The 17,881-nt window shown below is 72.7% G+C and carries 20 protein-coding genes; 9 read left to right on the forward strand and 11 right to left on the reverse strand.

The window, feature by feature from the left end:
• Positions 1–4 precede the first annotated feature (4 nt).
• Genes FHX44_RS26005 through FHX44_RS26015 form a run of 3 tightly spaced genes read right to left on the reverse strand, consistent with a single transcriptional unit; the run spans position 5 to position 4,574 of the window.
• Positions 5–1,867, reverse strand: a complete 1,863-nt coding sequence (locus FHX44_RS26005; protein WP_147258205.1) for a hydantoinase B/oxoprolinase family protein — start codon at positions 1,865–1,867, stop codon at positions 5–7.
• Positions 1,867–3,912: a hydantoinase/oxoprolinase family protein gene (locus FHX44_RS26010; protein ID WP_147258206.1), complete on the reverse strand. Its 2,046-nt coding sequence runs from the start codon at positions 3,910–3,912 to the stop codon at positions 1,867–1,869. The genes FHX44_RS26005 and FHX44_RS26010 overlap by 1 nt, the downstream gene beginning before the upstream one ends.
• Positions 3,909–4,574: a GntR family transcriptional regulator gene (locus tag FHX44_RS26015; RefSeq protein ID WP_147258207.1), complete on the reverse strand. Its 666-nt coding sequence runs from the start codon at positions 4,572–4,574 to the stop codon at positions 3,909–3,911. The genes FHX44_RS26010 and FHX44_RS26015 overlap by 4 nt, the downstream gene beginning before the upstream one ends.
• Before the next feature lie 103 nt (positions 4,575–4,677).
• Between FHX44_RS26015 and FHX44_RS26020 the strand changes: the two genes are divergently transcribed.
• Positions 4,678–5,571 carry an isocitrate lyase/PEP mutase family protein gene (locus FHX44_RS26020; RefSeq protein WP_246170590.1) on the forward strand — a complete coding sequence of 298 codons (894 nt, stop codon included), beginning with the start codon at positions 4,678–4,680 and terminating at the stop codon, positions 5,569–5,571.
• A 2-nt stretch (positions 5,572–5,573) separates the two neighbouring features.
• Here FHX44_RS26020 and FHX44_RS26025 read toward each other — a convergent pair whose 3' ends face one another.
• Both FHX44_RS26025 and FHX44_RS26030 read right to left on the reverse strand, forming a co-directional pair.
• Positions 5,574–5,966, reverse strand: a complete 393-nt coding sequence (locus FHX44_RS26025) for a type II toxin-antitoxin system VapC family toxin (RefSeq protein ID WP_147258209.1) — start codon at positions 5,964–5,966, stop codon at positions 5,574–5,576.
• Positions 5,963–6,193: a type II toxin-antitoxin system Phd/YefM family antitoxin gene (locus tag FHX44_RS26030; RefSeq protein ID WP_147258210.1), complete on the reverse strand. Its 231-nt coding sequence runs from the start codon at positions 6,191–6,193 to the stop codon at positions 5,963–5,965. The genes FHX44_RS26025 and FHX44_RS26030 overlap by 4 nt, the downstream gene beginning before the upstream one ends.
• An 89-nt stretch (positions 6,194–6,282) precedes the next feature.
• On the opposite strand from FHX44_RS26030, the gene FHX44_RS26035 reads away from it, so the two are divergent.
• On the forward strand, positions 6,283–7,395 hold the full coding sequence (locus tag FHX44_RS26035; RefSeq protein ID WP_147258211.1) for a D-alanine--D-alanine ligase family protein: 1,113 nt from the start codon (positions 6,283–6,285) through the stop codon (positions 7,393–7,395).
• A 13-nt stretch (positions 7,396–7,408) separates the two neighbouring features.
• Here the strand turns inward: FHX44_RS26035 and FHX44_RS26040 are convergent, their stop codons facing one another.
• From FHX44_RS26040 to FHX44_RS26060, 5 genes are all read right to left on the reverse strand, one after another.
• On the reverse strand, positions 7,409–8,500 hold the full coding sequence (locus FHX44_RS26040; protein WP_147258212.1) for a tartrate dehydrogenase: 1,092 nt from the start codon (positions 8,498–8,500) through the stop codon (positions 7,409–7,411).
• A 100-nt stretch (positions 8,501–8,600) separates the two neighbouring features.
• The gene (locus tag FHX44_RS26045) at positions 8,601–9,494 is read right to left on the reverse strand and encodes a LysR family transcriptional regulator (RefSeq protein ID WP_147258213.1); all 894 of its coding nucleotides are present in this window, start codon (positions 9,492–9,494) and stop codon (positions 8,601–8,603) included.
• Positions 9,495–9,502: 8 nt separating this feature from the next.
• Positions 9,503–10,168, reverse strand: coding sequence for a metal-dependent transcriptional regulator (locus FHX44_RS26050; protein WP_147258214.1), 666 nt, complete (start codon positions 10,166–10,168; stop codon positions 9,503–9,505).
• A gap of 36 nt (positions 10,169–10,204) precedes the next feature.
• Positions 10,205–10,762, reverse strand: a complete 558-nt coding sequence (locus tag FHX44_RS26055) for a DUF3515 domain-containing protein (protein ID WP_246170592.1) — start codon at positions 10,760–10,762, stop codon at positions 10,205–10,207.
• A gap of 11 nt (positions 10,763–10,773) precedes the next feature.
• Entirely contained in the window at positions 10,774–11,010 is a 237-nt protein-coding gene (locus tag FHX44_RS26060) for an Lrp/AsnC ligand binding domain-containing protein (protein WP_147258215.1), read from the reverse strand.
• Positions 11,011–11,080: 70 nt separating this feature from the next.
• On the opposite strand from FHX44_RS26060, the gene FHX44_RS26065 reads away from it, so the two are divergent.
• Positions 11,081–12,067, forward strand: a complete 987-nt coding sequence (locus tag FHX44_RS26065; protein ID WP_147258216.1) for a thiamine-phosphate kinase — start codon at positions 11,081–11,083, stop codon at positions 12,065–12,067.
• Between the two features lie 62 nt (positions 12,068–12,129).
• Positions 12,130–12,945 (forward strand): DUF427 domain-containing protein, encoded by an 816-nt coding sequence (locus tag FHX44_RS26070; protein ID WP_147258217.1) that lies wholly within the window; start codon positions 12,130–12,132, stop codon positions 12,943–12,945.
• Positions 12,946–12,969: 24 nt separating this feature from the next.
• On the opposite strand, the gene FHX44_RS26075 is transcribed toward FHX44_RS26070, so the two are convergent.
• Positions 12,970–13,551, reverse strand: coding sequence for a TetR/AcrR family transcriptional regulator (locus FHX44_RS26075; protein ID WP_147258218.1), 582 nt, complete (start codon positions 13,549–13,551; stop codon positions 12,970–12,972).
• A gap of 91 nt (positions 13,552–13,642) precedes the next feature.
• On the opposite strand from FHX44_RS26075, the gene FHX44_RS26080 reads away from it, so the two are divergent.
• From FHX44_RS26080 to FHX44_RS26100, 5 genes are all read left to right on the forward strand, one after another.
• Positions 13,643–14,842, forward strand: coding sequence for an MFS transporter (locus tag FHX44_RS26080; protein ID WP_246170593.1), 1,200 nt, complete (start codon positions 13,643–13,645; stop codon positions 14,840–14,842).
• 130 nt (positions 14,843–14,972) lie between these two features.
• The gene (locus tag FHX44_RS26085) at positions 14,973–15,440 is read left to right on the forward strand and encodes a cupin domain-containing protein (protein WP_170309047.1); all 468 of its coding nucleotides are present in this window, start codon (positions 14,973–14,975) and stop codon (positions 15,438–15,440) included.
• Positions 15,441–15,500: 60 nt separating this feature from the next.
• The gene (locus FHX44_RS26090; RefSeq protein ID WP_170309048.1) at positions 15,501–15,821 is read left to right on the forward strand and encodes a DUF3870 domain-containing protein; all 321 of its coding nucleotides are present in this window, start codon (positions 15,501–15,503) and stop codon (positions 15,819–15,821) included.
• Positions 15,799–16,536 (forward strand): isocitrate lyase/phosphoenolpyruvate mutase family protein, encoded by a 738-nt coding sequence (locus FHX44_RS26095; protein ID WP_147258222.1) that lies wholly within the window; start codon positions 15,799–15,801, stop codon positions 16,534–16,536. The genes FHX44_RS26090 and FHX44_RS26095 overlap by 23 nt, the downstream gene beginning before the upstream one ends.
• Positions 16,537–16,552: 16 nt before the next feature.
• Positions 16,553–17,875 (forward strand): MFS transporter, encoded by a 1,323-nt coding sequence (locus tag FHX44_RS26100; protein WP_147258223.1) that lies wholly within the window; start codon positions 16,553–16,555, stop codon positions 17,873–17,875.
• Positions 17,876–17,881: the final 6 nt, after the last annotated feature.

Below are 17,881 nucleotides of genomic sequence, written 5' to 3' on the forward strand. Positions count from 1 at the left end.
CGCGTCACGCGTCCGTCCAGACCGGGCGCTTCGGGGCGGGCAGGCCGGTCTCCTCCTGGCACCTCTCCAGGATCTCCTCGAGCGGCGGGCCCATGTCGAACACGGGCAGCTCCGCGGGCCGGGCCGCGCGCATCTCGGCGCGCAGCGTCTCCGTCGCCGCGGGATCGCCGAGGACCACGCCGTACCGGCGCGCGCCCTCGACCGTGACGAGCCCGCGCCGGACCTCCAGCTCGACGAGGGCGGGGTCGCGCTCGAGGGGATCGCCCCACCCGCCGCCGCCCCAGGTGACGAAGTGCAGCACGTCGCCGGGGGAGACCGGGACGTCGTGGCACTTGCTGGGCAGCACCTGGCGGGTGCCGTCCGCCCGCTCGATCCACTTCCGGCCGCGGGCGCCCGGGTGCCCGCCGTTCACGCCCCAGGGGTAGGTGAGCCAGCGGTCGTCGTGGATCGCGATCGTGCCCGGCTCCTCGAACACGTACGCGACGTCGACGCCGTTGCCGCCGCGGTGCAGCCCCGCGCCGCCGGTGTCGGCCACCGTCTCCCACTTCTCGATCCGCAGCGGGTAGTAGGACTCCAGGTACTCGCACGGGATGTTGACGAAGCTGGGCCACAGCGAGTGACCGTCCGGACCGTCGCCGAGCGGGCGGCCGGGGATGCCGCCGAAGCCGATCGAGTAGAGCTGGAACCACTCGCCCTTCCGCTCGCCGGACGAGTAGTGCCCCGAGTACATGAAGTGCGGCGACGAGGAGAAGCCCGCCGCGTTGAGCAACGCCGGGTTGGTCTGCCCGAGCAGCCCGCCGAACAGGTCGAACACCCGCCCGACGCCGTGGTTGCGCCCGTTCAGCGACGCGGGGTGCTTCGGCTTCCAGTACGAGCCGTCCGGGATCGTGACGTCGATCAGCGGGTAGAACCCGTCGTTCCACAGGATCTGCGGGTCGGCGACGGTGATCATGTAGATCCCGAAGAACATCCGGGTGAGGTTCTCGTTGATGTAGTAGTTGATCGGGCCCGCAGCCTGGGGGCTCGACCCGGTGAAGTCGATGTGGACCTTGTCGCCGGTGCGGGTGAGCGACATCTTCAGCTCGTACGGGCCGTTGCCGACGCCGTCGTCGCAGATGTAGTCGGTGAAGCTGAGCGTGCGGCCCTCCTCGAAGACCGTGTGCAGCAGCACCTTCATCGCGTCGTGGTTGCGCTGCAGCAGGGCGTCGAGTGCCGACAGGTACGTCGCGGTGCCGAATCGCTCGCACATCTCCACCACCCGCCTGCCCGCCGTGCGGCACGCGGCGACCAGCCCGTTCAGGTCGGCGCGGTTCCAGTCGGGCATCCGGACCTGGTTGAGGATGATCTTGAGGGCGTCCTCGTTGAGCACGCCCCTCGCGTAGAGCTTGAAGGGGGGGATCACCACGCCCTCCTCGTAGATCGTGCGCGCGTCGGTGGGCATCGAGCAGGGCGTCTTGCCGCCGACGTCGGACATGTGCCCGAACATCGACGCCCAGCCGACCACCCGGCCCCCGTGGTAGATCGGCATCACGAGCAGCCAGTCGTTGGCGTGGCTGATCGCGGCGCCGCACGCGTACGGGTCCGACGTCAGCAGGACGTCGCCCTCTTCGATCGAGCCCTCGAACCCGTCGAGGAAGTCGGGCACCGACAGCCCGAACTGGCCGACGACCATCTTCCCGCTCGGGTCGCCGATCAGCGGGAACTCGTCGTGCTGCTCCCGGATGCCGGGCGAGAGCGCGGTGCGGAACAGCACCTCGTCCATCTCGTAGCGGGCGTTGCGCAGCCCGTTCTCGATGAGGTCGAGCGTCACCGGGTCGACCTCGACGGGCTCCACCTCGCCGGTGGCGGTCTCGACGATGCGGGCCATCAGCCCTCCTCAGGACGGATCAGCAGGCTGCCGGACGGATGCACCGTGGCCGCGTGGCCGGGCAGCACGAGGGTGGTCGAGTCCATCTCGGTGACGATCGCGGGGCCGGCGACGACGTCGCCCGCGCGCAGCTTCGTGCGGTCGTAGACGCGCGCGTCCACCCACTCCCGGGACACGTGCACGGGGTGGGTGTCGACGAGCGCCGCGGCCGGGTCACCGTCGCCCTCCGGCAGGTGGGTGGCGGCCACCTGGGGGCGCGGCCCGGACACCGTCGCCCGCGCGTTGACCAGCTCGTGGTCGGCGGTGAGCAGGAACGAGAAGAGGCGTTCGTGCTCGGCGTCGAACGCCGCCGCCAACGTGGCCAGCGCGTCCCCGTCGAGGTCGGTGACGTCGACCGGGATCTCGAAGCCCTGGCCGTGGTAGCGCACGTCGACCTGGTAGGCGGTGGTCTGGTCGGCCTCCGGGACGCCCTGCGCGGCCAGCCGGGCCCCTGCCTCGGCCGCCAGCTCGCGCAGGATCGCCGCGAGGTCCGTCGGGGTGAGGTCGGCGAAGCGGCGCAGCACGGTGCGGGCCGACTCGCTGCGCGCCGACGTGGTGGCGTCGCCGAGCGCGCAGAGCACCCCCGGCGAGGGCGGCACGATCACCGGCCACGCGCCCGTCAGCTTCCCGAGCGCGTTCGCGTGCAGGGGACCGGCGCCGCCGAAGGCGACGAGCGCGAAGTCGCGCGGGTCGAACCCCTGCTGCACCGACACCAGCCGCAGGCCGCCGAGCATGTTCTCGTTGACGATGTCGACGATCCCCGCCGCGGCCGCCTCCGGGGTGGGCAGCCCCATCGCCTCGGCGACCTTGCCCACCGCGGCCCGCGCGGCGTCGACGTCGAGGGTGATCTCGCCGCCGGCCAGCGTCGGGGGCAGGTAGCCGAGCACGACGTTCGCGTCCGTGACCGTCGGCTCGGTGCCGCCCTTGCCGTACGCGGTGGGGCCCGGGTCGGCGCCCGCGGACTGCGGGCCGACCCGCAGCGCCTTCGTCAGCTGCGGCACGTGCGCGATCGAACCGCCGCCCGCACCGACGGTGCGCACGTCGACGCTGGAGGCGCGCACGGTCAGGTCGCCGACCTTCGTCTCGCGCCCGATCCGCGGCGTGAGGCCCTGCACGAGGGCGACGTCGGTGGAGGTGCCGCCCATGTCGAACGTGATCAGGTCGGGGATCCCGCACTGCTCGGCGATCCACACCGCGCCGGTGACGCCGCCCGCCGGGCCGGACAGCAGCATCGTCACGGGCGCGCCGACCGCGGCGTCCGCCGAGGACAGCCCGCCGTCGCTGCGCAGGATCGCCAGCTCGCCGGCGACGCCGCCGTCGGCGAGCTTCCCGGCGAGCGTCTCGACGTAGCGCTTCACCTGCGGCTGCACGTACCCGTTCGCGACCGTCGTGACGGTGCGCTCGTACTCGCGCAGCTCGGGCAGCACGTCGGAGGAGAGCGACACCGGCACCCCCGGCAGCACCTCGGCCGCGATCTCGGCGATCCGGCGCTCGTGGGCGGGATCGGCGAACGAGTTGATCAACGAGACGGCGAGCGCGTCGATCCCGGTGAGCGTCGCGAGCCGGGCGCGGACGTCCGCCTCGTCGAGCGGGCGGATCACCCGCCCGTTCGAGGCGATGCGCTCGTCGACCTCGACCGTGTTCTCCAGCGCCGCGAGGGGTTCCGGCTTCGGCCAGATGATCCACCCGGCCAGCCCGCCGGGGACGAAAGAGCGGGCGATCTGCAGGACCTGCCGGAAGCCCCTGGTGGTGACGAGCCCGACGGTGGCGCCCTTGCCCTCGAGGATCGCGTTGGTGGCGACCGTCGTGCCGTGCAGCACCTGCGCCACGTCCGAGAGCTCGATGCCTGCCTCGGCGCACACCTTGCCGATCCCGGTGAGGACGCCGACGGACTGGTCGGCGGGAGTGGAAGCGGTCTTCGCCCGCCAGGTGGCGCCGGTGGCCTCCTGGACCAGCAGCACGTCCGTGAACGTGCCTCCGACGTCGACACCGAGCCGGTAACTCATGTCGCCTCCTGCTCGCGGGCGGCCCGCAGCATCACGGCGCGGGCGTTGTGGATGTGGGCGGTCATGACGGCCTGCGCCCAGATCGGGTCCCCGGCCCGGACCGCGGCGACGATCTCGACGTGGTGGGCCAGGCTGCGGCGCAGCGAGGCCTCGTCGTAGGCGTGGAAGTTGCGCAGCTGGATCGGGGCGTGGATGGCCCCGGCCAGGGCCGTGGCGAGCGCGGGCTGGCCGGCCATCACGACCAGGCGCCCGTGGAACTGGCGGTTGAGCGGGACGAGGGCGTCCAGGTCCTGGTCCGCGCCCGGCAGGCCGACGGCGAGCATCTGCGCCGCGAGCTCGTCGAGAACGGCGACGTCGTCGGGCCGGGCGCGCGGGACGGCGTACCCGGTGAGCCGTGGTTCCAGGGCGGAGCGCAGGTCGAACACGCCCTCCAGCTCGGCGACGCTCCAGCTCGCGACGCGGGCCCCGCGGTTGGGCACGAGCTCGACCAGCCCTTCGGCGGCGAGCCGCGTGAGCGCCTCCCGGACGGGCGTGCGGCTCACCCCCAGCCGCTCGGCGAGCTCGACCTCGCCGAGGCGGGCACCCGCCGCGAACTGTCCGTGCAGGATCAGCTCCCGCAGCGCGGCCAGCGCGCGCTCGGTGGAGGTCACCGTTCGTGTCACACGTCACTCCGCTCCACAGATTGTGTGCAATCTAGGACCGGAGGTTCCGCTGGGCAACGGTTCTGCCGTAACTTCGCTGTGAATGCATACAAAGGGGGATCACGTGGGTGATCTGCTGCGGTCCGGCCCTGCGCCCCGTGCCCGGCTGCGGGAACTGCTCGCCGCGCCGGACCCGGTGGTGGCGCCGGGCGCCTACGACGCGCTCTCGGCGCGCCTCGTCGAGCAGGCCGGCTTCGACGTGGTCTACATGACCGGGTTCGGCACCACGGCCTCGCTGCTCGGCCGGCCGGACGTCGGGCTGCTCGGCGGCGCCGAGATGGTCGACAACGCGCGGCGGATCGTCGCCGCCGTCGACGTCCCCGTGATCGCCGATGCCGACACCGGCTACGGCAATGCGATCAACGTCGTGCGCACCGTGCAGTCCTACGAGCAGGCCGGCGTGGCGGGCGTGCACCTCGAGGACCAGGTGATGCCGAAGAAGTGCGGGCACATGAGCGGCAAGGCCGTGATCGGCACCGACGAGATGGCCGGCAAGATCCGCGCCGCCGTCGCGGCCCGCCGGGACCCCGACTTCCTGGTGATCGCCCGCACCGACGCCGCCGCCGTCGAGGGGCTCGACGCCGCGCTGGAGCGCGCCCGCGCCTACGCCGACGCCGGTGCCGACCTGCTCTTCGTCGAAGCCCCCACCAGCGAGGACGACATCGCCCGCGTCGCGCGGGAGCTCGCAGGAGTCGCCCCGCTGGTGTTCAACTGGGCCGAGGGCGGGCGCACGCCCCCGCTGCCGCTGGACCGGATCGCCGAGCTCGGTTTCTCGCTGGTCCTGTTCCCCATCGGCACGCTGCTCGCCGCCACGACCGGTATCCGGGCCCTGCTCGCGGCCCTCAGGGCCGACGGCACCCCCGCCGGCGCGCTGCCGGGCGTGCCGTCGTTCGACGAGTTCACCGACCTGATCGGCCTGCCCGAGATCCGGTCGCTGGAGGAGCGGTTCGGCGCGTGAGGTCAGACCGCAGGCACGACCGAGACGTCGTAGCGCGTGATGTGCGGGTCGGCGGTCACCAGCGGGATGTCCTCGAGCTGCGACTGGGCCACGATGAGGCGGTCGAACGGGTCGTCGTGGTGTCGAGGGAGGGTGGCGACGTGCAGCGCGTGGGCGTGCGTGACGGGGAGACCGTCGACGCTGTCGTGCCGCATGCGTGAGGGGACGTACGTCTTCGGTGGTTCGGGAAGCGGCAGCTTGCCCAGCGCGTGTTTGATCGCGATCTCCCACGAGCTCGCCGCGGACAGCAGCAGCTGCGCGGCGCCGTCGGCCAGCCGGTCTCGGACGTCCTCCGACACACGCTCGGGCTGTGTCTGGAGCCAGAGCCAGACGTGCGTATCGAGGAGGTACCTCACCCCTCGAACGCCCTCTGCACCTCGTCCGGCAGCGGGTCGTCGAAGTCTTCGGGAACCTCGAACAGGCCGCGGTCGGCGCCGAACGTGCGGCGAGCCCGCCGTTGCACCGGTACGAGCCGGGCGACCGGCTCCCCGCTGCGAGTGATCACGACCTCCTCGCCTTCCGCGACTCGGCGCAGGAGGTCGGACAGCGTCGTCTTGGCCTCGTGGACCCCGACCTCGACCATGGCCCCAGCTTAGCTAAGGCATTGGCTAACCACCACCAATCGGTGCCCCGGTCGGTCCGATGGGCCGGGTCGGCCTACTCTCCATCGCCATGAGCCGGGACAAGGTGCGGGTGGCCGTGGTGTTCGGGGGCCGCAGCAGCGAGCACGCGATCTCCTGCGTCTCCGCAGGGGCCGTGATGTCGCACCTCGACCGCGATCGTTTCGAGATCGTCCCGGTCGGCATCACCCCCGAGGGCGCCTGGGTGCTGGGCACCTCCGACCCGGGGAAGCTGGTGATCTCCGACCGCGCCCTGCCGTCGGTCGAGGCGGGGGGTACCGCGCTCGCGCTGCCCGGCGACCCCACGCGCGGCGGGCTGGTCGTCCTCGACCCCGACCGGGCGGGCGAGGTGTTCTCCGGCGTCGACGTCGTGTTCCCCGTTCTGCACGGCCCGTTCGGCGAGGACGGCACGATCCAGGGCCTGCTGGAGATGGCCGGCGTGCCCTACGTCGGGGCCGGCGTGCTCGCGAGCGCGGCGTCCATGGACAAGGAGTACGCGAAGAAGCTCCTCGCGGCCGAGGGGATCCCGGTGGGCGACCTGGTCGTGCTGCGCCGCGGCAGGGACACGCTCACCCTCGACGAGCGCGAGCGGCTCGGGCTGCCGGTCTTCGTCAAGCCGGCCCGAGCCGGCTCGTCGGTGGGGATCACCCGGGTCACCGACTGGGCCGACCTCGACGCCGCCATCGCCACCGCCCGCGAGCACGACCCGAAGGTGCTGGTGGAGGCCGCGATCGCCGGGCGCGAGATCGAGTGCGCCGTGCTGGAGTTCCCCGACGGCAGCGTGCGCGCCAGCGTCCCGGCGGAGATCCGGATCGTGGGCACCGGACCGGACGGGCGCAAGCCCGAGTTCTACGACTTCGAGGCCAAGTACCTCGACGACGTCTGCGAGTTCGACATCCCCGCGAAGCTCGACGACGCGGTCGCGGAGCGGCTGCGCGCAATGGCCGTCGATGCGTTCCACGCCGTCGACGGGCAGGGCCTCGCGCGTGTCGACTTCTTCGTCGGGCCGGAGGGTGAGCTGACGCTCAACGAGGTCAACACGATGCCCGGTTTCACCCCGATCTCGATGTACCCCCGCGCCTGGGCGGTGACCGGCATCGATTTCGAGACCCTCCTGACGAGGCTGGTCGAGACGGCGCTGGCCCGCGGCACCGGCCTCCGCTAGCGACCAAGGATCGCTAGAGTCCCAGCCGCTCGATCACGCCCGCGACCACCTGATCGGTGGTGGCGCTGCCGCCGACGTCGCGGGTGAGCACGCCGGCGCCGGTGGTGGCGTCGATCGCCTTGCGCAGGCGCTCGGCCTCCTCGGGCAGGCCGAGGTGGTCGAGCATGAGGGCGGCGCTGCCGATGGCGCCGATCGGGTTGGCCAGGCCCTGTCCTGCGATGTCGGGGGCGGAGCCGTGCACGGGCTCGAACATCGACGGGAAGCGGCGCTCGGGGTTGAGGTTGGCGCTGGCCGCGAGGCCGAGGCTCCCGGCGAGGGCAGAGCCCAGGTCGGACAGGATGTCGGCGTTGAGGTTGGACGCGACGACGACGGAGAGGTCCTCGGGCCTGAGGACGAACTTGGCCGACATGGCGTCGACGAGCACGCTCTCCGTCTCGACGTCGGGGTAGTCCCGCGCGACCCGGGCGAAGACCTCGTCCCACAGCACCATGCCGTACTGCTGGGCGTTGCTCTTGGTGACCGAGGAGACCTTCCTGCGCGTCCGCGTGCGGGCGAGGTCGAAGGCGAACCGCATGATCCGCTCGCAGCCCTTCTCGGTGAAGAGCGCGGTCTGCAGGGCGACCTCGTTGCCGGGGCCGCGGCCTGCGAGGTTGCGCCCGCCGAAGCCGGCGTACTCGCCCTCGCTGTTCTCCCGGACGACCACCCAGTCCAGCTCGGTGTGGTCGGCCTTGCGCAGCGGGGGGACGACGCCGGGGTGGAAGTGCACCGGGCGGACGTTGGCCCACTGGTCGAAGTTCTGGCAGATCCGCAGCCGCAGGCCCCACAGGCTGACGTGATCGGGCACCGTGGGCCAGCCGACGGCGCCGAAGTAGATGGCGTCGAAGTCCCGGAGCGCCTCGAGGCCGTCATCGTCCATCATGCGGCCGGTCTTCTCGTAGTAGCCGCAGCCCCACGGGAACTCGGTCCAGTCGAACGCGAAGGCGCCGCCGGACGCGGAGGCGAGGGCGTCGAGGACGGCCCGGCCCGCGGCGACGACCTCGACGCCGACGCCGTCGGCCGGGATGGCGGCGATGCGGAAGGTGCGTCGTTCGGCCGGTGCGGACATCGGGGTCACTCCCTCGGGTTGTGCGACTCCTCCGAGTGAAGCTCCCGACCTCGTCCCGCGTCCAAGATGCGCTACCGATCCCGGCGATAGGTCAGGCCTATCAGTCCAGCTCGACCGGCGTGTACGAGCGAGCCGCGGCGAGGAACGCCCGCGCGGCAGGCGTCATGGGCGCCGCGCGGCTGAGCAGGGCGACGTGCAGGTGGGCCGGCGGATCGAGCCGAACGGCGCGGGCACCGGCCCGCCGGGCCAGCGGGGCCCACGCGGCGGGCAGGACGGCCATCCCCACGCCGTGCATCACCAGCGGCAGGATCGAGGTGCGGTGGGCGACCTCGGCGGCGATCTCCACGTCGGCCCCGGCGGCGAGGATGTCGTCGACCACCTGGCGCATCTGGCTCCCGGCGGGGGAGACGATCAGGCGGGAGCCGGCGAGCGCAGCGCGCGGGACGGGGTCGCCGTCGGGGAAGCCGGGGCCGGGACGCCCGACGAGGACGAACGGCTGGTCCTCCAGGGGGAGGACGTCGAGACCGGGCGGGAGCAGGGGGCCGGGAGCACCGACGAGGCCGAGCTCACCGGCTCCCTGCCGGACCTTCTCGACGACCTCGTCGGGTGTGAACGCAGCCGCGGCGCTGACGGTGACGCCGGGGTGGCGGCGCAGGAACTCCCTGGTCAAGGTGCCGAGGGGCTCGATGCCGGGCGAGGGCATGGTGACGAGCTCGACCCGGCCCCTGCGGAGACCCTTGAGCGAGTCCATCGTGGACCGGGCGGTGTGCAGGTCCCGCAGCACCTGACGAGCGGGCTCGATCAGCTCGGTGCCAGCATCGCTGAGGACCACACCACGCCCGATCCGGTGGAACAGCGGCACGCCCAGCTCGCGCTCGAGCCCGGCGATCGCCTGGGACAGCGACGGTTGGGCGATGTGCAGCTTCTGCGCCGCACGCCCGAACCCGTCGTTCTCGACGATCGCGAGGAAGTACTCGAGCTGGCGGGCGTCCAAGGGGGTGCCTAGCCGGGCTCCGCGTGGCCGTGCACGAGTCGCGTCAGGGCGGGGCCCAGCGCGTGCCGAGCCTCGCCGACGCGCACCCAGCGGGGCCCGCCGAACGGGGCCTGCTCCTCGACCGTGAGCACGACACCGGGGTAGATGCCCAGCTCACCGAGGTAGCGCAGGGCGGCGCTGTCGCGGTCGGACACGCGGTCGACGTGAAACCGGCTGCCGGCGGGCGCGGCGTCGAGGGGCTCGCCCCAGCCCTCCTCGTGCGGGCCGTCGCGGGGCGGGATGGGGTCGCCGTGCGGATCGTGGGTGGGGTGGCCCAGCGCGGCGTCGATGCGTTCCTCGAGCCGGTCCGAGAGCGCGTGCTCCAGCAGTTCGGCCTCGGCGTGCACCTCGTCCCACGGCACGTCGAGCACGCGGGCGAGGAACGTCTCCAGCAGCCGATGGCGGCGTACGACACGCAGCGCGGCACGCTCGCCCGACGCGGTGAGCTGGAGCGTGCGGCTGTCCGGGCGGGTGAGCAGGCTGCCATCCTCCAGCCGTTTGACCATGGCCGAGACCGACGGTGCGGACACGCCGAGCTCGTTGGCCAGCTGCCCTGTGGTGACCGGCTCGCCCCGATGGGCGAGGTGGTAGATCGCCTTGAGGTAGTCCTCGGTCGCCCGGGACATCGTCACCATGCACGGAATCGTATGTGGTCTGGCCGGGGCGCTTTGTTAGCGCACTGCCACGGCGGTGGCGGGCAGCGTCTCGCGAATCACGTCGGACAGCTGCTGCAGAGGCGCGCTGCCTGCGTCGACCGGAGTGGTGAGTGCGATGTAGACCGGCCGGTCCACGGCGATGTAGCTCACCTGGACGGGTTGGGGGAGCCCGTCGTCGAGCTGCAGCCAGCGCACGCCGTTCACCTCGAGCAACGCCGAGGTGGGCGTCAGCTCGGCCGGGCGCGGGAGCCCGCAGCGGAACACGACCGGACGGGGCGACGCGGCCCAGGCGCGCACTCCGGGCAGGCCGGCGGCCTCGGCGATCGGACGGGGCGGCATCGGGCCGTCGGGGCCGTCCAGCTCGGCGGGGAGCGCGGCCAGCACGGCCGCGCACTCCGGGCCGGACGCGTGCGGTGAGTCGACCGGCGCGACGGCGAGCGGGCCGGTGTCAGGTGGGGGAGGCTCCCCGATCCCGCGCACCTGTGCGGTGATCCCGATCGCCGCCACCGCGAGTGCCAGCAGCAGCGGTAGCGCGATGGCGATCGCCACGGGTGGGGAGAGCCGGGTGCCCACGAGCGATCACCTCAGGAGAGGTGCACCACCGGGCAGGTCAGCGTGCGGGTGATCCCGCCCACGCCCTGCACCTGCGCGACGACGAGCTGGCCGAGCTGGTCGACGTCCTCGGCCTCGGCGCGCACGATCACGTCGTAGGGCCCGGTGACGTCCTCCGCCGAGACGACGCCGGTGATCGTGGCGATCTCCGCGGCCACGGCGGCGGCCTTGCCGACCTCCGTCTGTACCAGGATGTAAGCCTGCACCACGGCGAGCCCCTTCCAGTTCGATCATCGGACGTAGGAGAGTCGGAAGCCGAACGTACCGGAGGTGACGCCTGTGCCCACATCGCAACCGTCCCCGACGGGCGAAGCGGAGGCGGAGAACACACTCGCAGCGATCGGCGAGTTCGGACTGATCGAACGGCTCACCAAGGGCCGCAGACCGTCGGCCGCGACGCTGCTCGGGCCGGGCGACGACGCCGCCGTGCTCGCCGCCTCCGACGGTCGCGTCGTCGCGAGCACGGACGTGCTCGTGGCGGGGGTGCACTTCCGGCTCGACTGGTCCAGTCCCGAGCAGATCGGGCGCAAGGCGGCGGCGGCCAACCTCGCCGACGTCGCCGCGATGGGCGCGGTGCCGACCGGCCTGCTCGTCGGCCTCGCCTGCCCGCCCGACAGCCCGATCGAGACGCTGGGCGCCCTGACCGACGGCCTGTGGGCGGAGGCGCAGTCGGTCGGCGCGGGGGTGATCGGCGGCGACGTGGTGTCCTCGCCGACGCTCGTCGTCTCGGTCACCGCGCTCGGTTCCCTCGAAGGACGGGAGGCCGTGACGCGGGCCGGGGCGCGTCCCGGCGACACGCTCGCGCTGGCCGGGCGCATCGGCTGGGCGGCGGCCGGGTGGGCGGTGCTGGCACGCGGCTTCCGCTCCCCGGTGGCCGTCGTGTCGGCGCACCGGGTGCCCGAGCCGCCGTACGCGGCGGGACCGCAGGCAGCCGACGCCGGCGCCACCTCCATGATCGATGTCTCGGACGGGCTGCTGGCCGACCTCGGTCACGTCGCGCGGGCGTCCGGCGTGCGGATCGACGTGCGCACCGCGGCGCTGACGGTGCCCGAGCGGCTGGTCGACGTCGGTGCGGCGCTCGGCATCGACCCGATGCACTGGCTGCTCACCGGAGGTGAGGACCACGCCCTCGCCGCGACCTTCCCCGGCGAAGTCCCCGAGGGCTGGACCGCGATCGGAACGGTCGCCGAGGGCGAGCCGGAGGTACTGGTGGACGGCCGGGTCTACGACGGCGGTGCGAGCGGGTGGGACCACTTCGGTCGCTGAGCGGAGCTCGCGGAGCGAACACCGACGTTGACCGGCGGCAGGCACCGGGCCACGGTGGGGCGATGGCCGTGCAGATGTTCCCGCAGTTCATGCGCCTGCTCGACGAGCTGCGCTTCGAGCCGACCGGGAAGCGGATCCGGGCGCTGGTCGACGGCGGCACGGTGGTCGACACGACCCACGCGATGATCGTCTGGGAGCCACGCCGTGTGGTCCCGACGTACGCCGTGCCGGTGGCCGACGTCCGCGGTGAGCTCGTAGCGGCTCCCGTCGAGGACGTGCCGCGCAGACCCGAACGGCTGCGGGAGGGCCTGCCCACGGTGCTCACGCCCTCCACGGCGTTCGGCGCGCACACCACCCCCGGTGAGCCGCTGACCGTGCGCACACCCGGGGGCGACCGCGTCGGCGCGGGCTTCCGGCCGGCCGACCCGGACCTCGACGGGTTCGTCCTGCTCGACTTCGACGCGTTCGACTGGCTCGAGGAGGACGACGCGATCGTGTCCCACCCACGCGATCCGTTCCACCGGGTCGACGTCCGGCACGGCTCGCGGCACGTACGGGTGGAGCGGGACGGACAGGTGCTCGCCGAGTCCACCCGGCCGGTACTGGTGTTCGAGACGTCCCTGCCGATGCGCACCTACCTGGCCCGGGACGACGTGCGGCTCGACCTGCTGGAGCCGAGTTCGACGCGGACGGCGTGCGCCTACAAGGGCGTGGCGTCCTACCTCGCCCGTGGCGGCACGGACCTCGCGTGGAGCTACGAGGCGCCCCTGCCGGACGCCGGGGAGCTCGCCGGGTTGGTGTGCTTCTTCGACGAGCGCGTGGACGTGACGGTGGACGGGGTGAAGCGCCCTCGTCCCGTCACGCCCTGGTCGGACTGACCCGCCGAGGTCGGTGCCCGTCGTTCACAGCAGCGATCGGACCGTCGTGTCGATCGCGCATTCGAGCTCGGCCCGGCCGTGCCCGGCCCGCGCGCGCACCCGGAGCCCGAGCACGAGGGTGAACAGGGTCTCGGCGGCGGCGGCGACGTCGAGGTCGGCGCGCAGCTCGCCGTCGCGGCGCCCGCGTCGGAGAACCTCCTGCAGCGTCTCCCGGGTGACGCCGAATGCGGCCTGCGTGCGCTCGTCGACGGCGGGGTCGTCGGCGCCCAGCTCCGTGGCGGTGTTGACCACGAAGCAGCCTCTGGCGGCCGCGCCCTCCTCGGGCAGGTCGACCATCCGGATCAGCCAGTCGCGCAGCACCTCCCGCGCCGGCCCGGGCCGCAGCAGGTTCTCGCGCGCCTCGGCGGAGTCCGTGGCCCGGTAGTGGTCGAGGGCGCGCAGGAACAGCGCGTGCTTGTCGCCGAAGGTGCGGTACAGGCTGCTCGCCGAGAGGCCGAGCGCCTCGCCCAGGTCGCGGACCGACGTGGCGTGGTAGCCGCGCCGCCAGAACAGGTCGGTGGCGCGCGTGACGACGTCGTCCTCGTCGAACTCCCTGGGCCGCGGCACGGAGCCGAGGGTACCAGTTGTGGAGCGATCGCTCCCGTATTACTGTCCCGGCAGGTATGGGAACGATCGCTTCAAAACGGAGGTGGGACGGGTGGTGAGAACTGCCGAGCGGGCCGGGCTGCGGAGCTGGGTCGCGGTGGCGGCGGTCGCGATCGGGACGTTCCTGCTGGTCACGGCCGAACAGTTGCCTGTAGGGCTGCTGACGTCGGTCGGCGCGGACCTGCGGGTGACCGACGGCGTGGCCGGGCTGATGGTGACGGTCCCGGGGATCGTCGCGGCGGTGTCCGCGCCGCTGGTGCCGGTCCTCGTGGGGCGCCTCGACCGCAGGGTGCTGCTCGGGGCGCTGATGGCGCTCATGACGCTGGCGAACGCGCTGTCGGCGCTCGCGCCGACCTACCCGGTGCTGCTCGGTTCGCGGGTGCTGGTCGGGATCGCGATCGGCGGCTTCTGGGCCGTCGCGGGCGGGCTCGCCACGCGGCTGGTCCCCGAGCGGGACGTCCCGCGCGCGACCGCGCTGATCTTCGGTGGAGTGGCGGCCGCCAACGTGCTGGGCGTCCCGATCGGCACGCTGCTCGGCGGCTTCGCGGGCTGGCGGATCGCCTTCGGCGCCCTCGGGGCGCTCGCCGCCGTCGTGCTGGTCGCGCTGTTCGCGCTCCTGCCGCGGCTGGTGGCCGACCGGCCGCTGCGCCCGAGCGCGCTGCTCGCCCAGCTGCGCGACCCGGGTGTGGCGACCGGCATCCTGGTGACGCTGCTGGTCGTCACCGGGCACTTCGCCGCCTACACGTTCGTGAGCCCGGTCCTGCAACAGCGGGCGGGACTGCCCGAGGCGCTCGTCGGACCGCTGCTGCTCGGGTTCGGCGCCGCCGGCATCATCGGCAACTTCGCCGCGGGCGCGGCGGTGGCGCGCCGGCTGTACCGGACCGTTCTGGGCATCGTCCTCGCGCTCGCCCTCGTGCTGGCGTTCCACGCGCTGTTCGACCCGGGGGTGGTCGGCGGCATCGCGCTCCTGCTGCTGTGGGGCCTCGCCTACGGCGGCGTGTCCGTGAGCCTGCAGAGCTGGATGATCGCGGCGGCGCCGCGCGCGGTCGAGGCGGCCACGGCGCTGTGGGTGGCGGTGTTCAACCTCGCGATCGGGCTCGGCGCCCTGGTCGGCGGCCTCGTCGTCGACCGCACCGCGCTGGTGGGCGTCCTGTGGCTGGCGGCGGCGCTGTTCCTGCTCGCCGCCGTCGCCGTCCGGGCCGGTGCTCGACGACACTTGTGCGGGCGGCGCGACGACCGTACGGTGACCTGACCAACAGTGGATCTCGACGATGTCGGGTGAGCGGCACCGCTGCCGTCGTCACCGTCATCACCGGTCGGGCCGCTCCCTTGGCAGGTGTCGCGCCGTCGCGCCGCCATGTGTCTCGCCGAGGGAGCAACACATGTCGTTGCACATTTCCGCTGCGGACGTGCCCGAAGAGCAGGCCCGCGTCGCCGACATGACCCTGACCACCACGGCCGTCTACGGCGACGAGGCGTCGCTGATGATCGCCACGCGCCCGCCGGGCTACCACTCCAAGCCCCACACCCACGACTGCGAGCAGCTGAACTGGCTGCAGGCGGGCGAGGTGTGGGTCTTCATCGAGGACCGCGCCTTCCACCTGCATGCGGGCGATTTCCTGCGGGTCCCCGCGGGAGCCGTGCACTGGGCGTGGAACAAGTCGCAGGCGCCCTGCACGATGGTCGAGGTCCACGCGCCCGGGATGCAGGCCGACCCCACGATCGCGGGTATCGCGGTCGGCCTGTTCGGTGAGCAGGAGGTGCCTGCCCCGACCGGGACGCCGGTGAACCGGTTCCTTCCCGAGGACTCCGACTTCGACCCGCGCATCGCCGAGAAGCAGGCGGAGTGAGCCGCAATGGTGAGCGCTGCGGATCTCGAACTCGCCCGCCCGTGGTGCGATGCTGCCCGCATGGGCCCGCGAGCCAGCCTGATCGTCGTCGGATACGCCAAGGTGCCCCGCACGTCGGGGGCGCACGGGGCCGCCGACCTGCTCGCGGTGAGCCTGCGCGTCGACCGTGAGACCGGCACGGTGATCGACGTCGACTCGACGGCCGTCAGCTCCGTGGTCCGGTCGTGGGTGGCCGACCTCCTGCTGGGTGTCGACCTCTCGGCCGACATCTCGCCCGTGCTCGCGGAGATCGACGAGAGCTACCTGAGCAATGCCGCGGGTTCGTTGAAGCAGGCGATCTCCGACGCCTGGCGGCGCTATGCGTCCTACCGGGCGCACTGACCCGCGGTCCGGCCTACGCAGCGCGCTCACGGGTGACCGGGTCGTCGTACCCGGCTGCCACGACCCGTTGAGCGCACGCCTGGCTGCCGAGGCCGGTGCCGCAGCGGTGTTCCTCGCCGGGAGCGCGGTGGGGCGCGCGCTGTTCGACGAGCACTCCGTGCCACGCCGTGAGGCGCGGACGTACCTGCGCTACGTCGAGCTGGTGTGCCGCGCGTCGCCGGTGCCCGTGATCGTGGACGGCGAGGACGGCTTCGGCGACACGGTCGGCACCTGCGCCGACATGGCCGCCGCCGGGGCGGCGGGGGTGATCGTGGGCGACTCCCTCCCGGACGGGAGCCTGCGCCCCGCCGACGCGTTCGCCGCCGAGATCGCCGAGGTCCGGCGTACCGGGCCGGCGTTCGTCGCCCGGACCGACGGGATCGCTCTCGACCGGCCCGGCACCGTCCGCCGCATCGCGCGCTACCGCGAGGCCGGCGCCGACCTCACGCTCGCCCTGCTCACGCCGGTGCTCCGCGCGGAGTCCGAGACCGAGCAGCTCGCCACGTTCGCGCAGCTCGCGGAATCCGGCGGCGGAACGCTCGCGCTGCACGCCCGCCGGATCGACGACCTCCCGCCGCTGTCACGCCTGCCCGCCGGGATCGCGGCCGTGTTCGTGACCGGGATCTCCGTTCCGACCTCCACCGACCACATCACCCAGGTGCTGTCCGCACGCTGAGGAAGGTGAACCGACGATGACGTCGCCCACCGAAATCGAGATCAGGACCCTTCGTAAGATCAAGTGGCGGTTCATCCCGCTGCTGTGCTGCTGCTACTTCGCGCTCTACCTCGACCGCCTCAACATCTCGGTCGCCGCGCTGACGATGAACGAGGACCTCGGCATCGGCCCGGCCGTGTTCGGGCTGATCGCCGGCGTGTTCTTCTGGACGTACTCGCTGCTCGAGGTTCCGAGCAACTACGTCGTGTCGCGGGTCGGCGTCCGGGTGTGGGTCACCCGGATCATCATCAGCTGGGGGCTGGTGACGATGCTGACCGCCGCCGCGCAGGGCGAGGCCAGCCTGATACTGCTGCGGCTGCTGCTGGGGGCGGCCGAGGCGGGCTTCGCGCCTGCGATGATCGTGCTGGTCGGGCTGTGGTTCCCGGCGTCGAAGCGCGCGGGCGCGATCTCGCTGATGGTGATCGCCGTGCTGCTCTCGGGCTTCGGCACCCCGCTGTCGGCGATCATCATGACGACCATGGACGGTCTGCTCGGCATGCCGGGCTGGCGGTGGATGTTCCTGGTCACCGGGCTGCCCGCGGTCGTGCTCGGCTTCGTGTTCTACAAGGTCATCCGAAACGGCCCGGAGGAGGCGGGCTTCCTCGATGCCGAGGAGAAGCGATGGCTGACCACCCGGCTCGCCGAGGACGACGCCGCGCTCGGCGGTCGCGCCGCCCACCCGTTCCTGCGCGGCGTGCTGAACCCGCGAGTGGCCTACCTGGTCGTCATGTACATCCTGTTCGCGTTCAGCCTCTTCGGGTTCCAGTTCTTCGTGCCGCAGATGCTGCAGCAGTTCGGGATGGGCACCGTCGTGATCGGCTGGGTGGCCGCGCTGCCGCCGCTGCTCGCGCTCGGACCGATGCTGTGGTGGTCGCGGCACTCCGACCGCACCGGCGAGCGGGTGCGCCACTACGCGGCCGCCGCCGCGACCGCGGGCGTCGGGTTCCTGATCGCCGGGTTCTCGATGAGCACGCCGCTGATCGCGATCGTCGGGTTCTGCATCGCCGGGATCGGCCTCTACACCTGCATCCCGATCCAGCTCGCGATCCCGTCGACGTTCCTCACCGGTGCCGCGCTGGCGGGCGGCATCGGCGCGATCAACGGGTTCGGCAACATCGGCGGCTACATCGGGCCGCAGGTCACCGGGCTCATCCGGGAGGCCACCGGCAACTTCACCGCGGCCGTGTTCGTGCTCAGCGCGAGCATCTTCGGCGCCGCGATCCTCGCGGTGCTCTTCTCCATCTGGCAGAACCGCCCGGCGCCCGCCGCGCAGCGGACGGTTGCCCTCGACCCCGCCTAGGAGGAC

Source organism: Pseudonocardia hierapolitana, from assembly GCF_007994075.1.
In the GTDB taxonomy this organism is placed as follows: domain Bacteria; phylum Actinomycetota; class Actinomycetes; order Mycobacteriales; family Pseudonocardiaceae; genus Pseudonocardia; species Pseudonocardia hierapolitana.